Annotated in this window: 11 protein-coding genes; 2 read left to right on the top strand and 9 right to left on the bottom strand. The window is 67.6% G+C overall.

Annotation, left to right across the window (positions count from 1 at the left end):
* From RTO53_RS09675 to RTO53_RS09665, 3 genes are all read right to left on the bottom strand, one after another.
* Nucleotides 1-878 (bottom strand): alpha/beta hydrolase (locus RTO53_RS09675; protein WP_312237589.1); only part of this gene is annotated, 878 nt, incomplete at its 3' end.
* Complete coding sequence (locus RTO53_RS09670; RefSeq protein WP_312237588.1) at nucleotides 875-1,744, bottom strand: alpha/beta hydrolase; 870 nt, start codon at nucleotides 1,742-1,744, stop codon at nucleotides 875-877. The genes RTO53_RS09670 and RTO53_RS09675, both read right to left, overlap by 4 nt.
* Nucleotides 1,744-2,799 (bottom strand): sugar phosphate isomerase/epimerase family protein, encoded by a 1,056-nt coding sequence (locus tag RTO53_RS09665; protein ID WP_312237587.1) that lies wholly within the window; start codon nucleotides 2,797-2,799, stop codon nucleotides 1,744-1,746. Before RTO53_RS09665 ends, RTO53_RS09670 begins: the two co-directional genes overlap by 1 nt.
* Nucleotides 2,800-2,910: 111 nt before the next feature.
* Between RTO53_RS09665 and RTO53_RS09660 the strand changes: the two genes are divergently transcribed.
* Complete coding sequence (locus tag RTO53_RS09660) at nucleotides 2,911-3,501, top strand: helix-turn-helix domain-containing protein (RefSeq protein ID WP_312237586.1); 591 nt, start codon at nucleotides 2,911-2,913, stop codon at nucleotides 3,499-3,501.
* Between the two features lie 12 nt (nucleotides 3,502-3,513).
* Here the strand turns inward: RTO53_RS09660 and RTO53_RS09655 are convergent, their stop codons facing one another.
* From RTO53_RS09655 to RTO53_RS09630, 6 genes are read right to left on the bottom strand one after another with little or no spacing between them, the layout of a single operon-like run.
* A complete protein-coding gene (locus tag RTO53_RS09655) occupies nucleotides 3,514-4,617 on the bottom strand; it encodes a sugar kinase (RefSeq protein ID WP_312237585.1) in 1,104 nt (367 codons plus the stop codon).
* Nucleotides 4,614-5,795, bottom strand: coding sequence for a GDSL-type esterase/lipase family protein (locus RTO53_RS09650; protein WP_312237584.1), 1,182 nt, complete (start codon nucleotides 5,793-5,795; stop codon nucleotides 4,614-4,616). Before RTO53_RS09650 ends, RTO53_RS09655 begins: the two co-directional genes overlap by 4 nt.
* A 35-nt stretch (nucleotides 5,796-5,830) precedes the next feature.
* Nucleotides 5,831-6,586, bottom strand: coding sequence for a glucose 1-dehydrogenase (locus tag RTO53_RS09645; protein WP_312237583.1), 756 nt, complete (start codon nucleotides 6,584-6,586; stop codon nucleotides 5,831-5,833).
* Between the two features lie 43 nt (nucleotides 6,587-6,629).
* Nucleotides 6,630-7,922: an MFS transporter gene (locus tag RTO53_RS09640; protein WP_312237582.1), complete on the bottom strand. Its 1,293-nt coding sequence runs from the start codon at nucleotides 7,920-7,922 to the stop codon at nucleotides 6,630-6,632.
* Entirely contained in the window at nucleotides 7,919-10,153 is a 2,235-nt protein-coding gene (locus RTO53_RS09635) for an oligoalginate lyase (RefSeq protein ID WP_312237581.1), read from the bottom strand. Before RTO53_RS09635 ends, RTO53_RS09640 begins: the two co-directional genes overlap by 4 nt.
* On the bottom strand, nucleotides 10,150-12,375 hold the full coding sequence (locus RTO53_RS09630; protein WP_312237580.1) for a polysaccharide lyase 6 family protein: 2,226 nt from the start codon (nucleotides 12,373-12,375) through the stop codon (nucleotides 10,150-10,152). Before RTO53_RS09630 ends, RTO53_RS09635 begins: the two co-directional genes overlap by 4 nt.
* A 281-nt stretch (nucleotides 12,376-12,656) precedes the next feature.
* On the opposite strand from RTO53_RS09630, the gene RTO53_RS09625 reads away from it, so the two are divergent.
* Nucleotides 12,657-15,539: a TonB-dependent receptor gene (locus RTO53_RS09625; protein ID WP_312237579.1), complete on the top strand. Its 2,883-nt coding sequence runs from the start codon at nucleotides 12,657-12,659 to the stop codon at nucleotides 15,537-15,539.
* The last annotated feature ends 50 nt before the right edge of the window (nucleotides 15,540-15,589 follow it).

The raw sequence follows: 15,589 nt of genomic DNA, 5'->3' as shown, positions 1-15,589 counted from the left end.
GGCGCCGCGCCCAGCAGATGCAGGCAGGCATGGATCATGCCGGGCAGGCGCTCGCAGCGCACCGCCACCCCGGCCTGCGCCAGGCGCGCGGCGTACTGTTCGCCTTCATCGCGTAGCGGGTCGTAGTCGCACACCAGCACCGTGGCAGGTGGCAGTCCGCGCAGGTCCTGCGCGCGCGCGGGTACGGCGTAAGCGTTGGCCGCGTCACCCGGGTTGAGGTAGGCGTCCCAGCAGCGTTGCATCAGCACGGTGGTGAGGTAATGACCCTCGCCGAACCTGCGGTGGCTGTCGTGGTCGGTGACGGTATCGAGTGCGGGATACAGCAGCAGCTGGTGATGGACGGTGGGGCCGCAGCGATCGCGGGCAAGCAGTGCCACGGCGGCGGCCAGGTTGCCGCCGGCACTGTCGCCGCCCACCCCCAGCCGCGCCGGATCGATGTCGAGCATCGCCGCGTGGCGGCTGGCCCAGCCCAGGGCGGCGTAGACGTCTTCCAGCGGAATCGGAAAGCGGTGTTCCGGCGCCAGCCGATAGTCCACCGACAGCACCACGCAACCGGTGGCGTTGGCCAGCGCCCGGCACGGGTTGTCGTAGACCGCCAGCGAACACTGGAACCAGCCACCCCCATGGGCAAACACCAGGCCCGGGCGTGCCTGGCCTGCGCGGTGACCGCTCGGCCAGTACGCACGCACGGTAATCGAATGGCCATCGCTGCCGGCCACGCTGAAATCGCGGACCGATGCGACCGCCTCCAGCGGTCCGTGCAGGGCGGGCAGGGCGATCTCGCTGGCGCCACGCAGCTGTGCCAGCGACATCCCTGCCACCGCCTCCGACGGTGGCAGGGTAGACAGGAAGCGGGCGATGTCCGGGTCCAGGCTCATGCGGTGACGTCCGGCAACAGGAACGGCAGCAGCTGCGCCAGGAACGCCTCCGGTGCTTCCTCCATGACGAAATGGCCGCAGTCGGCAATCATCGTGCCGCGCAGATCGCGGGCGTGCGCGCGCATCGTGTCCATCGGCATGTCGGCGGTGGCGTGCTCGGCGCCGATCGCCAGCACCGGCATGGCCAGCGGGGTGAACGCGCGCTGCCGGTTCTGGCGGATGGTCTCCGGGATCGCCCGGTAGTAGCCGAAGCCACCGCTCAGCCCACCTGGTGCGGCGTACGCGCGGATGTAGACCTCGCAGGCGACCGCTTCGCGGCGATGCGCCCAGCGGTCGAACATGAAGGTCAGGTAGGCGCGCTCGCGGCCGGCGATCAGCGCTTCGGGCAGGTCGCGCACCTGGTTGAACATGAAGTGCCACAGGAAGATGTTGTCCTCCGGCGCCACGAACACCGGCGGTGCATCGGCCAGGCCGGGGATCACCGCCTCGGTGATGGCCAGGCGTTGCACCGCCTGCGGCTGGTCGCTGGCCAGTGCGTAGGCTACCCACATGCCGACGTCGTGGCCCACCACCTGGTAGCGCGCGTGGCCCAGCTGCTGCATCACCGCATGCAGCGTGGCGGCGATGTTGCCGGTGTCGTAGCCCTGTGCGGGCGTATCCGAATCGCCGGTACCGGGTGGATCCACGGCAATCGCCTGGAAGCCCTGCGCGGCCAGTGCCTGCATGACGTGGCGCCAGGCATACCAGGTCTGCGGCCAGCCGGGGATCAACAGCACCGGGCGGCCTTCGCCGAGGAGCGCGCAATGCACGCTGCGCCCTTCAATACGCACATGGCGATGGGTGACGCCCTCAAGTTCCCGGTCCATCAGAGGATCCCCAACATGCCGTGGATCTGCGCGCGGCTGACCGGCGCCCCGGCGAAATCGTCGAAGATGCGGTCGGTGACCTTGATGATGTGCGCGTTGATGAACGCCACGCCCTCGCGTGCGCCGTCTTCCTGGTTCTTCAGGCAGCACTCCCATTCCAGCGTGGCCCAGCCGTCGTAGTCGTACTGGGCCAGCTTGGAGAAGATGCCCTTGAAGTCCACCTGGCCATCACCCAGCGAGCGGAAGCGCCCGGCACGCTCGGTCCAGCCGCTGTAGCCGCCGTAGATACCCTGGCGCCCGCTGGGATTGAACTCGGCGTCCTTGATATGAACCATGCCGATGAAGTCGCGATAGATATCCAGGAAGCTCAGGTAATCCAGCTGCTGCAGTACGAAGTGGCTGGGATCGAACAGGATGCGGCAACGGCGATGTCCGCCTACCGCAGCGTGGAAGCGCTCGAAACTGGTGCCATCGTGCAGGTCTTCGCTGGGGTGGATCTCATAGCAGAGATCCACGCCGTGCGCGTCGCACACCTCCAGGATCGGCAGCCAGCGCCGTGCCAGTTCCTCGAACGCGGCCTCGATCAGGCCGTCCGGGCGCTGCGGGAACGGGAACAGATAGGGCCAGGCGAATGATCCGGAGAAGGTGCCCATGCGGTCCAGGCCCAGCCGCTGCGAGGCCTGGGCGGCCAGTTTGATGCGCTCCACCGCCCAGGCGCTGCGCGCGGCCGGATCGCCATGCAGGTGCACGGGGGCGAAGCTGTCGCACAGGGCGTCGTAGGCCGGGTGCACCGCTACCAGCTGGCCGAAGATATGCGTGGTGAGTTCGCTGACCACCAGCCCGTGGCCGGCCAGCATCGCGATCAATTCATCGCAGTACTGCTGGCTGTGCGCGGCTTTTTCCACATCGAACAGGCGTTCGTCCCAGGCCGGGATCTGCAGCGCCTTGAAGCCGTTGCTGGCGGCCCATGCAGCGATGGAGGGCAGGTCGTTGAACGGGGGCTGGTCTGCACTGAACTGGGCCAGGTGCAGGCTGGGGCCTTGGAGGGTGCGCATCGAATGTCGCCTTATTGTTTGTCTAGCGACAAAGAATAGGCGCGCCGATGTCCCCGGTCAATGCCGGGTATCGTTAGAATTCCCGCAACGCTCTTTCCCGTAGTGATGCCCATGGCCGGACGCCCGCGCGAATTCGACAAAGACCACGCCCTCAAGCAGGCGATGCTGCTGTTCTGGGCGCGGGGCTATGAAGGCACGTCGATGTCGGCGTTGGTGGAGGCACTGGGCATCGCCTCGGCGCGCATCTACGCCGCCTTTGGCAGCAAGGAACAGCTGTTCCGCGAAGCGGTGGCGTTGTACGAAGCCGGCGACGGCGGCTTTGCCGACCGTGCGCTGCGTGAGCAGGCGGTGCGCCCGGCAATCGAGCGCATGCTGCATGACGCGGTACTGACCTACACCCGGCGCGGACGCGCGCAGGGCTGCCTGGTGGTCTCGGCGGCAACCAGCACCGCGCCGGAGAACGAAACGGTGATGGACTGGCTGGCCGAACATCGCCGCCAGCGCACCCAGTCGATCATTGCGCGCCTGCAGCAGGCGGCCAGCGCCGGCGAACTGGCCGACGACGCGGACGTGCAGGCGCTCGGCGACTATTACGCCACCGTGCTGCATGGCATTTCCACCCAGGCGCGCGATGGCGTGGGCCGGGCGCGGCTGCTGGCGGCGGTGGCGCTGGCGATGCGCGCACTGCCAACCCGGGACTGAGCCCGGGCCGGCTCAGCGCTTCGCCGCGGCGCTGTCGCCGCGCGCCACCGCCTCCACTTCCTCCAGGCTGGCACAGGCGTTGTCGCCCGGCGTGGACATCGCCAGCGCACCGTGCGCGGCGCCCAGTTCCACTGCGGCCTGCTCGCCCTTGCCGCTGAGCAGGGCGTGCACCACCCCGGCCACGAACGCATCGCCGCCGCCCACGCGATCGAGCAGGTCCACCTCACGCGTGCGCGAGACGAACAATGTCTCCCGGGTACGCAACGCGCCGCCCCAGCCGTTGCGCGCGGCGTTGCTGGCATCGCGCAGGGTGAAGGCCACCGCCTGCAGGTTCGGGAAACGCTGCAGTGCGCGCTGCGCAGCCGCATCGGCCGGGCCGACATCCATCGGCGTGGCACGTCGCCCCAGATCGGCCAGGTCCATACCCAGGCACGCCGCGAACGAATACTCATCGCCCACCAGCAGGTCGCATTCGGCGGCGATGGCGCAGTTGGCATGCCGGGCCGCATCCGGGTCGGGATGGCTTTCCCACAGGCTGGCGCGGTAGTTGAGGTCGTAGGAGACCGCCACGCCGTGCCGACGCGCGGCCTGCACCGCGGCAATGGCGGTCTGTGCACTGTGTTCGGACAGGGCGGCGAAGATGCCGCCGGTATGCAGCCAGCGCGCGCCGTCGCGGCCGAACAGCGCGTCCCAGTCGTAGTCGTGCGCCTGCAACTGCGAGGCGGCCGAGCTGGCGCGGTCGGAGATGCCCAGCGGCGCACGCACCCCAAAGCCGCGCTCGGTGAAGTTCAGCCCCATGCGCGTGTTGCGACCGATACCGTCATAGTCGCGCCACAGGATCTGGCTGGTATCCACGCCCCCGGCCTGGATCAGCTGCCGGGCCAACGCACCCAGCTCGTTGCGCGGCAGCGCGGTCAACACGCCGCTGCGATGCCCGAAGGTGCTGCACAGGCCACGCGCGACGTTGTACTCGCCACCGCCTTCCCACACGTTGAACTGGCGCGCGTTGCGGATCCGGCCTTCGCCGGGATCGAAGCGCAGCATCACCTCGCCCAGCGCCAGCGCATCCCAGCGCTGGCCGTGCGATGCGGCCAGCGCGAACTGCTGCATGCTCATCGTGCCTTGCACCCCAGCAGGCCCAGGTCGATGCCCTCGGCCATGCGCCGGTAACCTTCATCGTTGGGATGCAGGTGGTCGCGGGTGATGTCCTCGGGCAGGTTTTCCGGGTTGGCCGGGTCGCGCAGGATCTGGTCGAAGTCGATCAGGCCGTCATAGCCGCTGCGGCCGCCGCGCATCCAGGTGTTGAGCTGGGTGCGGGTGGCGGCGGCGGTCGGCTCGTAGCGGTCCGAGCCGCCGAACGGGGTGATGGTCGCGGCGATCGCACCGATGCCGTTGCTGTGCAGGCGCTCGGCGATCTGCCGGTAGCCCAGCACCATGTCCTCGGCGTTGCGGCCGGCCTTGGGCGGGGTGCCACCGTCGTGGCGGATATCGTTGATGCCCTCGAACACGATCACCTTGCTCACGTTGGGCAGCGCGATCACGTCGCGGTCCAGCCGCGCCAGCGCGCTGTGGCTGCGGCCGTGGTCCATCACCTTGTTGCCGCTGATGCCGGCGTTGACCACCACTACCCGGTCCGGGCAGGCCTGCTGCAGGCGCGCCGACAGCAGCGCCGGCCAATCGCCGTTGCTGCCGCGCGTGGCCGTGGCGCCCTCGGTGATCGAATCGCCCAAGGCGACCACCACGACCGGCGCGCTGGCGCGTTCGGCCAGCACCGCCGACACCACGTTCTGCCGGTACGCCAGTTTGACCTTGTCGCCCACCTCGGCCTGGCGGCCGTCGACGATGCGCAGCGCGGTACGCCGCACGGCAGGCTTGGTCGGTTCGGGGAAATACACGGTGAGCGATACATCGGCCAATGCCGGCACCGTCATCGCCACCGGGTCGCTGAGCAGGGCGGCGCCCACGGGCACCACCACTTCGCTGCGACCATTGAAGGTGACCAGCTTGGCCGGGGTGGCCGTGCCGGTGCGTTGGGCCGAGGCGCCGCCGATGGTCAGCGGCGCATCGCCCAGTTCATTGCTGATGCGAAAGCGCAGCGCGGTGGCCGCGCTGGCCAGGCGCATGTCCTGGCGCACGGTCTGCCGGGCGAACTGCACCGGGGCCTCCGGCGTGCCGTCCAGGCGGTCCGGTGCCGGCGAGGCGGTCCATGCCGGCACCCAGACCTGGGCATGGGCGGGCAGCGCAGCGGCGCTGGTGGCAAGTGCAATCGAAAGTGCAGTGGTCCAGCGCAGCATGGCAGCCCTCCCAGGCGGTCAGCAGAACATATCCATCAAGAGAAGTAGGTGCCGCCGTTGACGTCCACGTTGGCACCGGTGATGAAACCGGCCGCGTCCGAGGCCAGGTACACGGCGGTATCGGCCGCTTCCTGCGGACGGCCCTGGCGACGCAGCGGCGTGTTGCCGGCCACGGCGGTGCGCACTTCCGGCTTGGTGAATTCATCGTGGAAGCGGGTAGCGATCATGCCGCAGCACAGCGCGTTGACGCGGATGCCGCGCGGGCCCAGTTCCTTGGCCATGGCGCGGGTGAAGGTCATCACCGCGGCCTTGGCGGTGGCGTAGATCGCCGCGCCCGGGCCACCGCCATCGCGGCCGGCCTGCGAGGCGAAGTTCACGATCGCGCCGCCGTCGGGCATGTGCGGCACCACCGCATGGGTGGTCAGGTAGACCGAACTCATGTTGAGGTCCATCACCTTGTGGAAGAACGCTTCGTCGATCTCGGCCAGCGGACGACGCTGCACCATGCCGCCGGCCACGTTCACCAGCACATCGATCTGCGGGCCGAACGCGGCCTGGGTCGCCGCGACCATGCCGGCCACCGCCCTGGCATCGGTGACGTCGGCGCGGTGCACGATGGCGGTGCCACCGGCCGCTTCGATCTGCTTCAACGTGTCCTGCGCGCTGGCTTCATCGTTGGCGTAGTTGATGCACACCCTGGCACCGGCCGCGGCCAGCTTGAGCGAGATCTCGCGGCCGATGTCACGGCCGCCACCGGTGACGATGGCCACCTTGTCCTTGAATTGGGTCATGAAAAACTCCTGTGATGCGTTGGGGGAAAAAACGGAAAGGGAATCAGCGCGGTTCGACCGGGCCGTGGATCTTCTCCACGCGGCCGGTCACCAGCCACAGCGCCAGCAGGGAGGCCGGCACCAGCGCGGCCACCAGGATGAAAATGGGTGCATAGGATTCATGGGTCATCGCCGGCACCAGCCAGGTGGTGATCAGCGTGCCGGCCACGGCGGCCATGCCGCCCAGACCGGCCACCGAACCCACGGACTTGCCGCTGAAGATGTCGCCGGGCAGGGTCTGGATGTTGCCGATGGCGATCTGGAAGCCGAACAGCACGAAGGCAATGGTCACCACCGCCCATACCGGGTCGGTGGCCAGCACCGCGCCGAGCAGGGCCGGGGCCATGATCGCCCCGCCCAGGGTGATCACCACCTTGCGCGCCTTGTCCACGCTCCAGCCGGCGCCGATCAGCCGCCCGGACAACCAGCCGCCACCGAGGCTGCCGATCATCGCGCCCACGTAGGGCACCCAGGCGAAGATGCCGATCTGCTTGATGTCGAAACCGAAGGTATCGGCCAGGTAGATCGGCAGCCAGGACACGAACAGCCACCAGATCGGGTCCAGGAAGAACCGCGAAATCAGGATGCCCCAGGTCTGCCGATGGCCCAGCAGCTGGCGCACGTTGGGCACGTACTCGGCCACCGGCACCGCCGGCTGTTCGGTCGGCGCATCCAGGATGAGCGCGCGTTCGGCCGCGCTCACCCACGGGTGCTTGTCCGGGCCGGCGCGGTAGATGATCAGCCACGGCAGCAGCCAGATGAAGCCGATCGCACCGATCAGGATGAAGGTGCCGCGCCAGCCCAGCCACAGGAACAGCACCGCGATCAGCGGGGCGGAAATGATCGCCCCGATCGACGCGCCGGCATTGAACACGCCCTGCGCCAGCGCCCGTTCACGCGCGGGGAACCACTCGGCGTTGGCCTTCACCGCGCCCGGCCACGCACCGGCCTCGCTGATGCCCAGCATCGCCCGCACCAGGCTGAAAGACAGGATGGAGTGGGTGACCGAGTGCAGCGCGATCGAGATCGACCACACCGCAATGGACAGGGCAAAGCCCAGCCGCGTGCCGATGATGTCGAACAACCGGCCGAACACGAACTGGCCGGCGGCGTAGAACAGCATGAACACCGTGACCAGCAGCGCGTAGTCTTCCTTGGTCGCGCCGACATCCTTGGAAATCTGCGGCCACATCACTGCCAGTGCGTTTCGGTCGATGTAGTTGATGACCGTGGCAATGGCGATCAGCGCCACGATCAACCAGCGCACGTAGGTGCGCGCCTGGGTGGTGACCTTCATTTGCCGTCCTTGCCGCTGCCGGTATCAAAGCGCTTCCAGCCGCCGTCCCAGCGCCAGCTGTGGCCATCGCCGCTCACCTCATGCGCGCCAGCCTTGGACGGATCATCGGCGATGCCCAGCGCCACGCGCCTGCCGCCGGCCAGGTCCAGCACCAGTACGTCGGCATCCTTGCCCCGGTAGTGGGCGATGCGGTCGATGCGGCTGTTGGCGCCGCGCACGGTCTCGGCGGTGCCGTCGTACTGGCCATGCGGTTCGAGCACGCCGTAGAAGGTGGTGGCGGCCTGCCCATCCACGCGCTGCAGCAGCATCGGCTCGCGGCGCAGGTTGAACGAGGGATCATTGGCCCCGCTTTCGCCGATCAGCGCACGCGACGGTGCGGTGCTGGCGAAGCGGTACGTGTAGAAGCGCCCGTCCAGCAGCCAGGTGAGGCTGCGTGCTTCACTGCCCGGTTCGCTGGCGGCATCGATCCACACATGCTGGTAGCCGTTGGCCTTGCCCAGCACCGGTCGCGCGGCCACCGCGGACTGCGCCTTGAAGCCCACGTCCATGATGTGGCCGTTGAAGTGCAGCGGCAGGTCGTAGCGCGCCGCCTTGCCGCCGTTGACCCGCAACAGGTCCAGCACCACCGGCTCGGTCAGCGCGGGATGGGCCAGCAGCACCTGGGTGCGGGTGAAGCTCACCCCGTCGTAGGCACCGTCCATGCGCGCCGAGGCGATCTGGGTATCGTCGCCCGCGGCGAACAGCAGCGGCGTCGGCGCCAGCGCCTGGCCCTTCTTCCAGTCGCCGCCGAAGTGGCTCTGCTCGTTCACCACCAGCGTGTTGTGGGCCAGCGTCTGACGCGCCCAGCTGTTGTTCTCGGGCAGGTAGATGCCGCCGGCCTTGGCCTCGATATTGAGGAAGCGGGCGGCGCCGTAATCGGTGACCACGCGCTGGCCGTTGTCGTAGAACAGCCAGTTGAGCTTGTCGAAGTGGCCGTGGCCCATGCCCTGCTTGGTGTTCTTCATCACCAGCGCCTGGCCGTCTTCACCGCCCATGCGCAGGATCGCCAGCGCACCTTCGGTGCCGTCCGGGCCATCGCGCAGCAGCGTGGGCACGAAGGCGAACGGCTTGGCCTTGTCCTGCGCCAGCGCCTGGGCCACCTGCAGGCCTTCGGGCGACAGCAGCACGCGCTTCTGTGCCTTGGCCACCGACAGCAGGCGCGCGTCGCTGGTCTGGGCGTAGGCGATGTCGATGCCGGCCACCAGTTCTTCGGTGTCCAGGCCCTTGTCGAGGATGGCGTCGTTGATCGGGAAGAAGTAGCCGCCGTAGCTGCTCTGCACCAGTGAATCGACCGCCTTCAGCAGCACGCCGTCGCGGCGCTTGAAGATGCCGCGCTGCGGTTCGTTGCGCTGGATCGCATTGGCGAACAGGATGAACGGTGCCAGCGCATAGCGCTGGTAGTAGGGGCCTTCCTCGTAATAGCCGTCCGGCGAGAACAGCTGGTCCACCTGCTTGAGGAAGCCAGCGCTGCCATCGCGCCTGCTGCCGTTCAACGCCTTGTCCACATAGGTCTGGTCGCGCAGCACGTAGCCGGTCATGCCCACCGCCGCCACCGCCCAGGTGGCGTGGTTGTGGATCTTGTCGAAGTTTTCCGGCGTACCGCTGAGGAAGTCGGCCATCGGCCGGAACACGTTGTCGTCGATGGTCTTGCGGTCTGCCGCGCTGAGGCTGTCGCGGATGGCGTCGTAGCCCTGCACCGCGCTTACCAGCCAGACCGAATCGTTGAGGGTCTGCCAGAACAGCCGGCCGGGAATCTGTCCGCGGCCCTGCGGGTGCGCGCCCAGCCCGGGGTACAGCTTGGCGTAGCCCAGCAGCAGGTCGCGCGCGTAATCGGCATACACCTTGTCGCCGGTCAGCCGGTACAGCGCGCCGGCCGCCTGGATGGCCTGGTAATTGCGCTTGTGCTGTTCGTGGGTGTAACCGCCGCCCTTGTCCTTGGGCACCGGCACATCGATGCCGGCCTTGATCATGCCGCGCACCAGGCGCTCGGCGCGCTGCTGCTCCTTGGCAAACACCGGGTACCTGCTGCCATCGCTGCGCATCTGCTGCCACTGCGCGGCGGTGACCAGCACCGGGGCGCTGGCAGCGGCCGCCGGTTGTTGGGTGCCGGCGGGTGCAGCTGCAACGGCGGGCAGCGCGGCGGCGCTGAAGGAGGCCGCCAGCAGCAGCATCAGGGGCGTGGAACGCGTCATGGCAGGGTCTCGGCTGGAGTATCGGACTGTATCGCCGCGGTGGCGTCGAGCACGTTGCCGTGCGCGGCCAGGCGGGGCTCGCCGACGCGGTGGCTGAAGCGCACGCGTCCGCTGCGGAGGAACTGGTTGTCGGTCAGCGTGGCGGTCTGCACGCCATGCAGGCGCAGGCTGGTGTCGGCGGCCACGCCCACGTTGTCGAGCTGGTTGCCGTGCACCCGCAGCGTCGGGCCGAAGGTGCTTTCATCGGTGCCACCGCGATACAGGTTCAACAGCGGCCCGGCGATGTTGCGGAACGTCGAATCCACGATGTCCACCTGCTCGGCGTTGTAAGTGCCCAGGTCGTCGGTCTCGGCAGCGGCGGCGATCACGCTGCCGCTGATGTCCTCCACCGTGGTGTTGCGCAGCCCGATGCGCGCGGCCAGGCTGCCCTTGCCCGCGTTGACCACATCGAAGGCCTTGTTGGTGGTCAGCCCGTGGATGCGGCTGTCCTCGATCAGCAGGGTGTAGTTGAACGCCTGGCTGCCCGGGGCGATGCGCACCACCGCGTTGCCCGCCGCATCCGGCGCCAGTGCGCCGTCGATATCCAGCCCGGTCAGCTTGAGCGAACCACCGGCGCGGATCTCGAACAGGGCAGGGCGCGAGAACTGCAGGCTGGCGCGTCCGCGGCGGGGCCCGATCACGCTGACCGGATGGTTCACGTTCAATACCTGGTCGATGCGGTACTGGCCGCGCTGCAGCTGCAACTGGTCACCGGGGGCGCTGTCGGCCATCGCGCGGCTCAGAGTGTCCTCACCCGGGGCCACTTTGCGGGTGGTGCCGCTGTCCAGCGCGGTGCTGGTCAGCGTCTTGGGATACCAACTCACGCCCACCAGTTCGCGCGCGATCGGCGCAAGGTCGCGCGGTGCGCCCGCCGCGATGGTTTCCACCGGGTACTGCAGGCCGTTGGCCGCGCGCTGCAGCGTGACTTTCTGCGCACTCACACCCGCTGGGAAGCCGGGCGACACGCGGGGGCTCTGCACGTTGCCGCTGAACGCGATGCCGGACAGATCGCCCTGGCTGCGCAGCAGCTCGCGGCTGCCATCGCCGATGAACAGGTTGCCGCGCAGGCGGCTGTTGACCGGCATGGCGTTGCGCTCGGCGTCCAGGCCTGCGCCGAGGAACACCTGGCGCACGCCGACGAAACTGTTGCGCTCGATCAGCGCATCGTCCACCTGTTCATAGCGGTTCAACGGCGCATCGCGGGTGCCGGCCATCACCGCCAGCGCGGCGGCGAAGTTGTCACCGGCGATGTTCTCGAAGTAGTTGTCGCGCACGATCTGGTGGCGGTTGATCACCCGCACCCCGCCGGTGTGGGCCTTGTTGTTGCCGAGGAACACATTGCGCTCGACCACGTTGCCGTGGCCGTGGCGCAGCACCATCGAGCCGCGCGATTCGAAGAACACGTTGCCGCGGTACAGGTTGCCGCCGGACTTGTTGGACACGATCTCCACTTCGCCATCGCACTGCTCGAACCAGTTGTTCTCCACCACCGTATTCGAATCGGACTGCGAGTCGGTGCTGGTGCCCACCCGGATGGTCTCGCCGCCGTTGCTGCCCAGGTTGGGGCGCGGGCCAAACCAGTTGTGGTCGATGCGGTGGCGGTTGTCCAACCCGCTGGTGGCGTTGCGCACCACCACCAGGGTGGTGCCGGCATTGGTCTTGCCCACCAGCTGGTTGTGGTCGAAGCGGTTGTCCTGGCCGTACATCCCCACCCAGTTGTCCGACTGCTGGCGGTCCGGCTTGTTGTAGCCGTCGATCACCACCCCGGTCACCCGGCTGTGGGTGGCCCACTCCTTGGACGAGGCCCGAAAGGACACCACTTCGCTGCCCGGGGCCCAGCCATCGCGGAACACCAGGTTGGATACCTCCAGGTAGGACCCGGCCAGGCGCAGCTGCGACTGGCCGCTGAGGATCACCTTGCCCGGGGTCTGCGCCGTCAGCTTAATTGGTTGACCAATTTTTCCGGCGCCGCGCAACAGCAGGTCGATGTCGCGCCATACGCCGTCGGCGAGGATGACGGTATCGCCCGGCTGCAGCGCGTTGGTCGCGGCGGCGTACCCGGCGGCGTCATGGACCAGATGGTCGGCCGCGAAGGCAGGCAGTGCACCGGCCGCAAGGCCCAACGCCAGGGCGGTGAGCAGCGGACGCAGCGCACGTGGCGCTTGAGAATGTTGCAGAGTCATCGGCTTACCCTCCCAGATCAACCGTGGCATCGAACGCGAGTCCGGATCGTAACAGGTCGTCCAATGCGTGCGTCAACCACAATCGCATACCACTTTAGGTGCATGTGGTTCGCCAGTTGCGCATATTCCTGCTGCATCTGCACATTAAATCCATGCAAAGTGGTCTACACGAATGTCAGGGGTAGACTTTAGTACCAATTCATTGACATTGGTCCAGTAACCGTGAATCGTCCGGATCGAATCCGTGTAATCGGACGATCCATCCTGGGAGGGAGATCACGATGTTGCATGACCGCCGTACGGCCTCGCCACGAGGCCTCCGCCGCACCGCGCTGCATAGCGCGCTGTTCTATGCCCTGTGCAGCACCGCCCTGGTGCCGCTGGTCCACGCACAGGACGCCGCCGCACCGCCCGCACAGCCGACCACCCTGGACCAGGTCCAGGTGACCGGTGTGCGTGGCACCATCCAGACCTCGATCGACAAGAAGCGGGAGGAGACCGTCATCTCCGACGTGCTTGCCGCCGACGACATCGGCGACCTGCCGGCGCTGTCCATCGGGGAAGCCATCGAGACCATCACCGGCGCCTCCACCCATCGCGAGAAGGGCGGCGCCTCGGAAATCTCGATCCGCGGCCTCGGCCCGTTCCTGGGCTCGTCCACCTTCAATGGCCGCGAAGCCACCAACGGCAGCGGCGACCGCTCGGTGAACTTCAACCAGTTCCCGTCCGAGCTGATCAACAGCGTGGCCATCTACAAGACCCAGCGCGCCGACTTCGTCGAAGGCGGCGTGGCCGGCACGGTCAACATGGAAACCGTCAAGCCGCTCGAATACGGCAAGCGCACCGTCCAGCTCGATGGCCGCGGCACCTGGCAGGACTACGACGACCGGCTCAAGGACAAGGACGGCGTGGGCTGGCGCGGTACCGCCAGCTACATCGACCAGTTCGACATGGGCGGTGCCGGCAAACTCGGCATCTCCGTGGGCGTGCAGGCGCTGGAAGGCAGCAACCCGGAAGAAATGTTCTCGAGCAGTTCCACCTGGGTGGCCTGCGATGGTCGCGAAGTGGTCGGCGCCACCCGCAACTGCACCACCGTAGACGGCAACCAGGTCGCCAACGGCGTGCCGTACTACCTGGTGCCCAGCAGCCGCATCTACCGCCAGTTCATCGAACACGACAAGCGCGATTCGCAGTTCGCCGCGCTGCAGTGGCGGCCCGGCGACGCCTGGGAAGTGAACCTGGATTACCAGCACTCCAAGCGCGACTACACCGAAGACCGCTCGGACCTCTCGCTGTCCTCGATGATGCGCAACCTCAACAACCGCGTGGTCACCGACGACGGCGCGCTGCTGCACCACACCGGCAGCACCACCATCGATTCCACCGGCAACTTCCTGGAGCGCAAGGAGGAGTACACCGGTGGCGGCTTCAATGTGATCTTCCGTCCCACCCCGGCCTGGACCCTGTCCACCGACCTGTCCTACTCCAACACCGAGCGCGACCAGATCGAGCGCTCCACCCGCCTGCGCGCCGGGCGTACCGACGTCAATGGCAAGCCGGTGGCCGGCATCAAGAACACGCGCTACGTCGACTACACCTACGACTACAGCGGCGATGTGCCGAGCATCTATCTGGATCCGGCGTTCGATGTGAACAACCCGGACAACTACACCGACTCGGCACTGATCCGCCGGCGCCAGCAGACCCGCGAGCACACCATCCGCGCGCAGCGCTTCGATGCGGCGTTCACCCCGGAAAGCGGCTTCTTCACCGCGTTCAAGGGTGGCCTGCGCCACTCCGAAGCCACCTACACCGACTTCACCGACACCCGCGACATCACCACCACCAATGTCGCGGCCATCCGCGCGGCCAACCAGGCCTGCCGCCAGGCGTTCCCGCAGAAGGACTTCCTGGCCAACGCCAGCGGCAACACCATCGACCAGTGGGCCACCTTCGACAGCCGTTGCCTGTTCAAGGCCTTCACCGGCGTGGACGACACCGGCCTGAGTGCAGACCTGCGCGACCCGGCCAACAACGATGTCACCGAGAAGACCAACGCCATCTACCTGATGGGCGACTACAGCAGCGAATGGTTCGGCCTGCCGGTTACCGGCAACATCGGCGTGCGCTGGGTGCGCACCGACGTCAGCTCGGTCGGCCTGCGCAGCGGCCTGGATGTGATCAACAACCCCGACGGCACCGTCACCCTGCGCCCCACCGGCGATTTCACCCGCCAGGTGCTCAAGTCCAGCAATGCCGAATGGCTGCCCAGCTTCAACGCGTCCTTCGAACTGCGCCCGGACCTGCTGCTGCGCGTGGGTGCCTACCGCGCCATGTCGCGCCCCGACCTGGCGGCAGAAGGCTTTGGCCGCAGCTTCACCCTGGACGAGGCCGACACCGACTTCCGCAGCGTGGCCGAGGCACTGGGCAACATCACCGCCACCGGCAACCCGCGCGCCAAGCCGCTGATGTCCTGGAATGCCGACGTCTCGCTGGAGTGGTATGCCAACGCCGACTCGATCCTGTCCACGGCCATCTACTACAAGCAGTTCAACGGCGGCTCGGTGCCGGTGGTGCTGGGCGAAACCTTCGACATCGACGGCCAGAGCGTCACCGTGCCGGTCGAACAGCTGGCCACCAGCGACCAGAAGAGCGACCTGATCGGTTTCGAGCTGACGGGCTCGCACACCTTCTCCTACCTGCCCGGCATCTTCTCCGGGCTGGGCGTGAAGGCCAGCTACAACTACGCCCACTCCAACTTCAAGACCGAAGACCTGCGCCTGGGCGAGTCCACCGACCCGATCACCGGCGTGTTCACCCCCGGCATCGTCGAGCCGGCCAACATCTTCGGGCTGTCCAAGCACGTGGCCTCGGCCCAGGTGTACTGGGGCCTGGGCAAGCTGGACCTGCAGGCCATCTACAAATACCGGTCGGACTATTACCAGCAGTTCGTCGGCGACCCCTCGCAGAACCGCTACGTGCGCGACAATGGCTCGCTCGACTTCCGCGCCACCTACAAGGTGAACAAGAACCTGTCGCTGTCGCTGTCGGCCAGCAACCTCACCGACGAGCCGCGGGTGTCGGATATGCCCATCCTGGGCAGCTTCCGCGAGTACACCACCTACGGGCGGCGCTATTATCTGGGGGTGCGCTACCGCTTCTGAGGTCAGTGGCGCGGTTTTCCAGGACCGCGCCGCTCTCTGAGGGCGCGGGT

The organism is Stenotrophomonas sp., assembly GCF_031995405.1.
Lineage (GTDB): Bacteria > Pseudomonadota > Gammaproteobacteria > Xanthomonadales > Xanthomonadaceae > Stenotrophomonas.
Note: the sequence above shows the minus strand (reverse complement) of the source record. Positions and strands in the feature narration are given on the sequence as shown.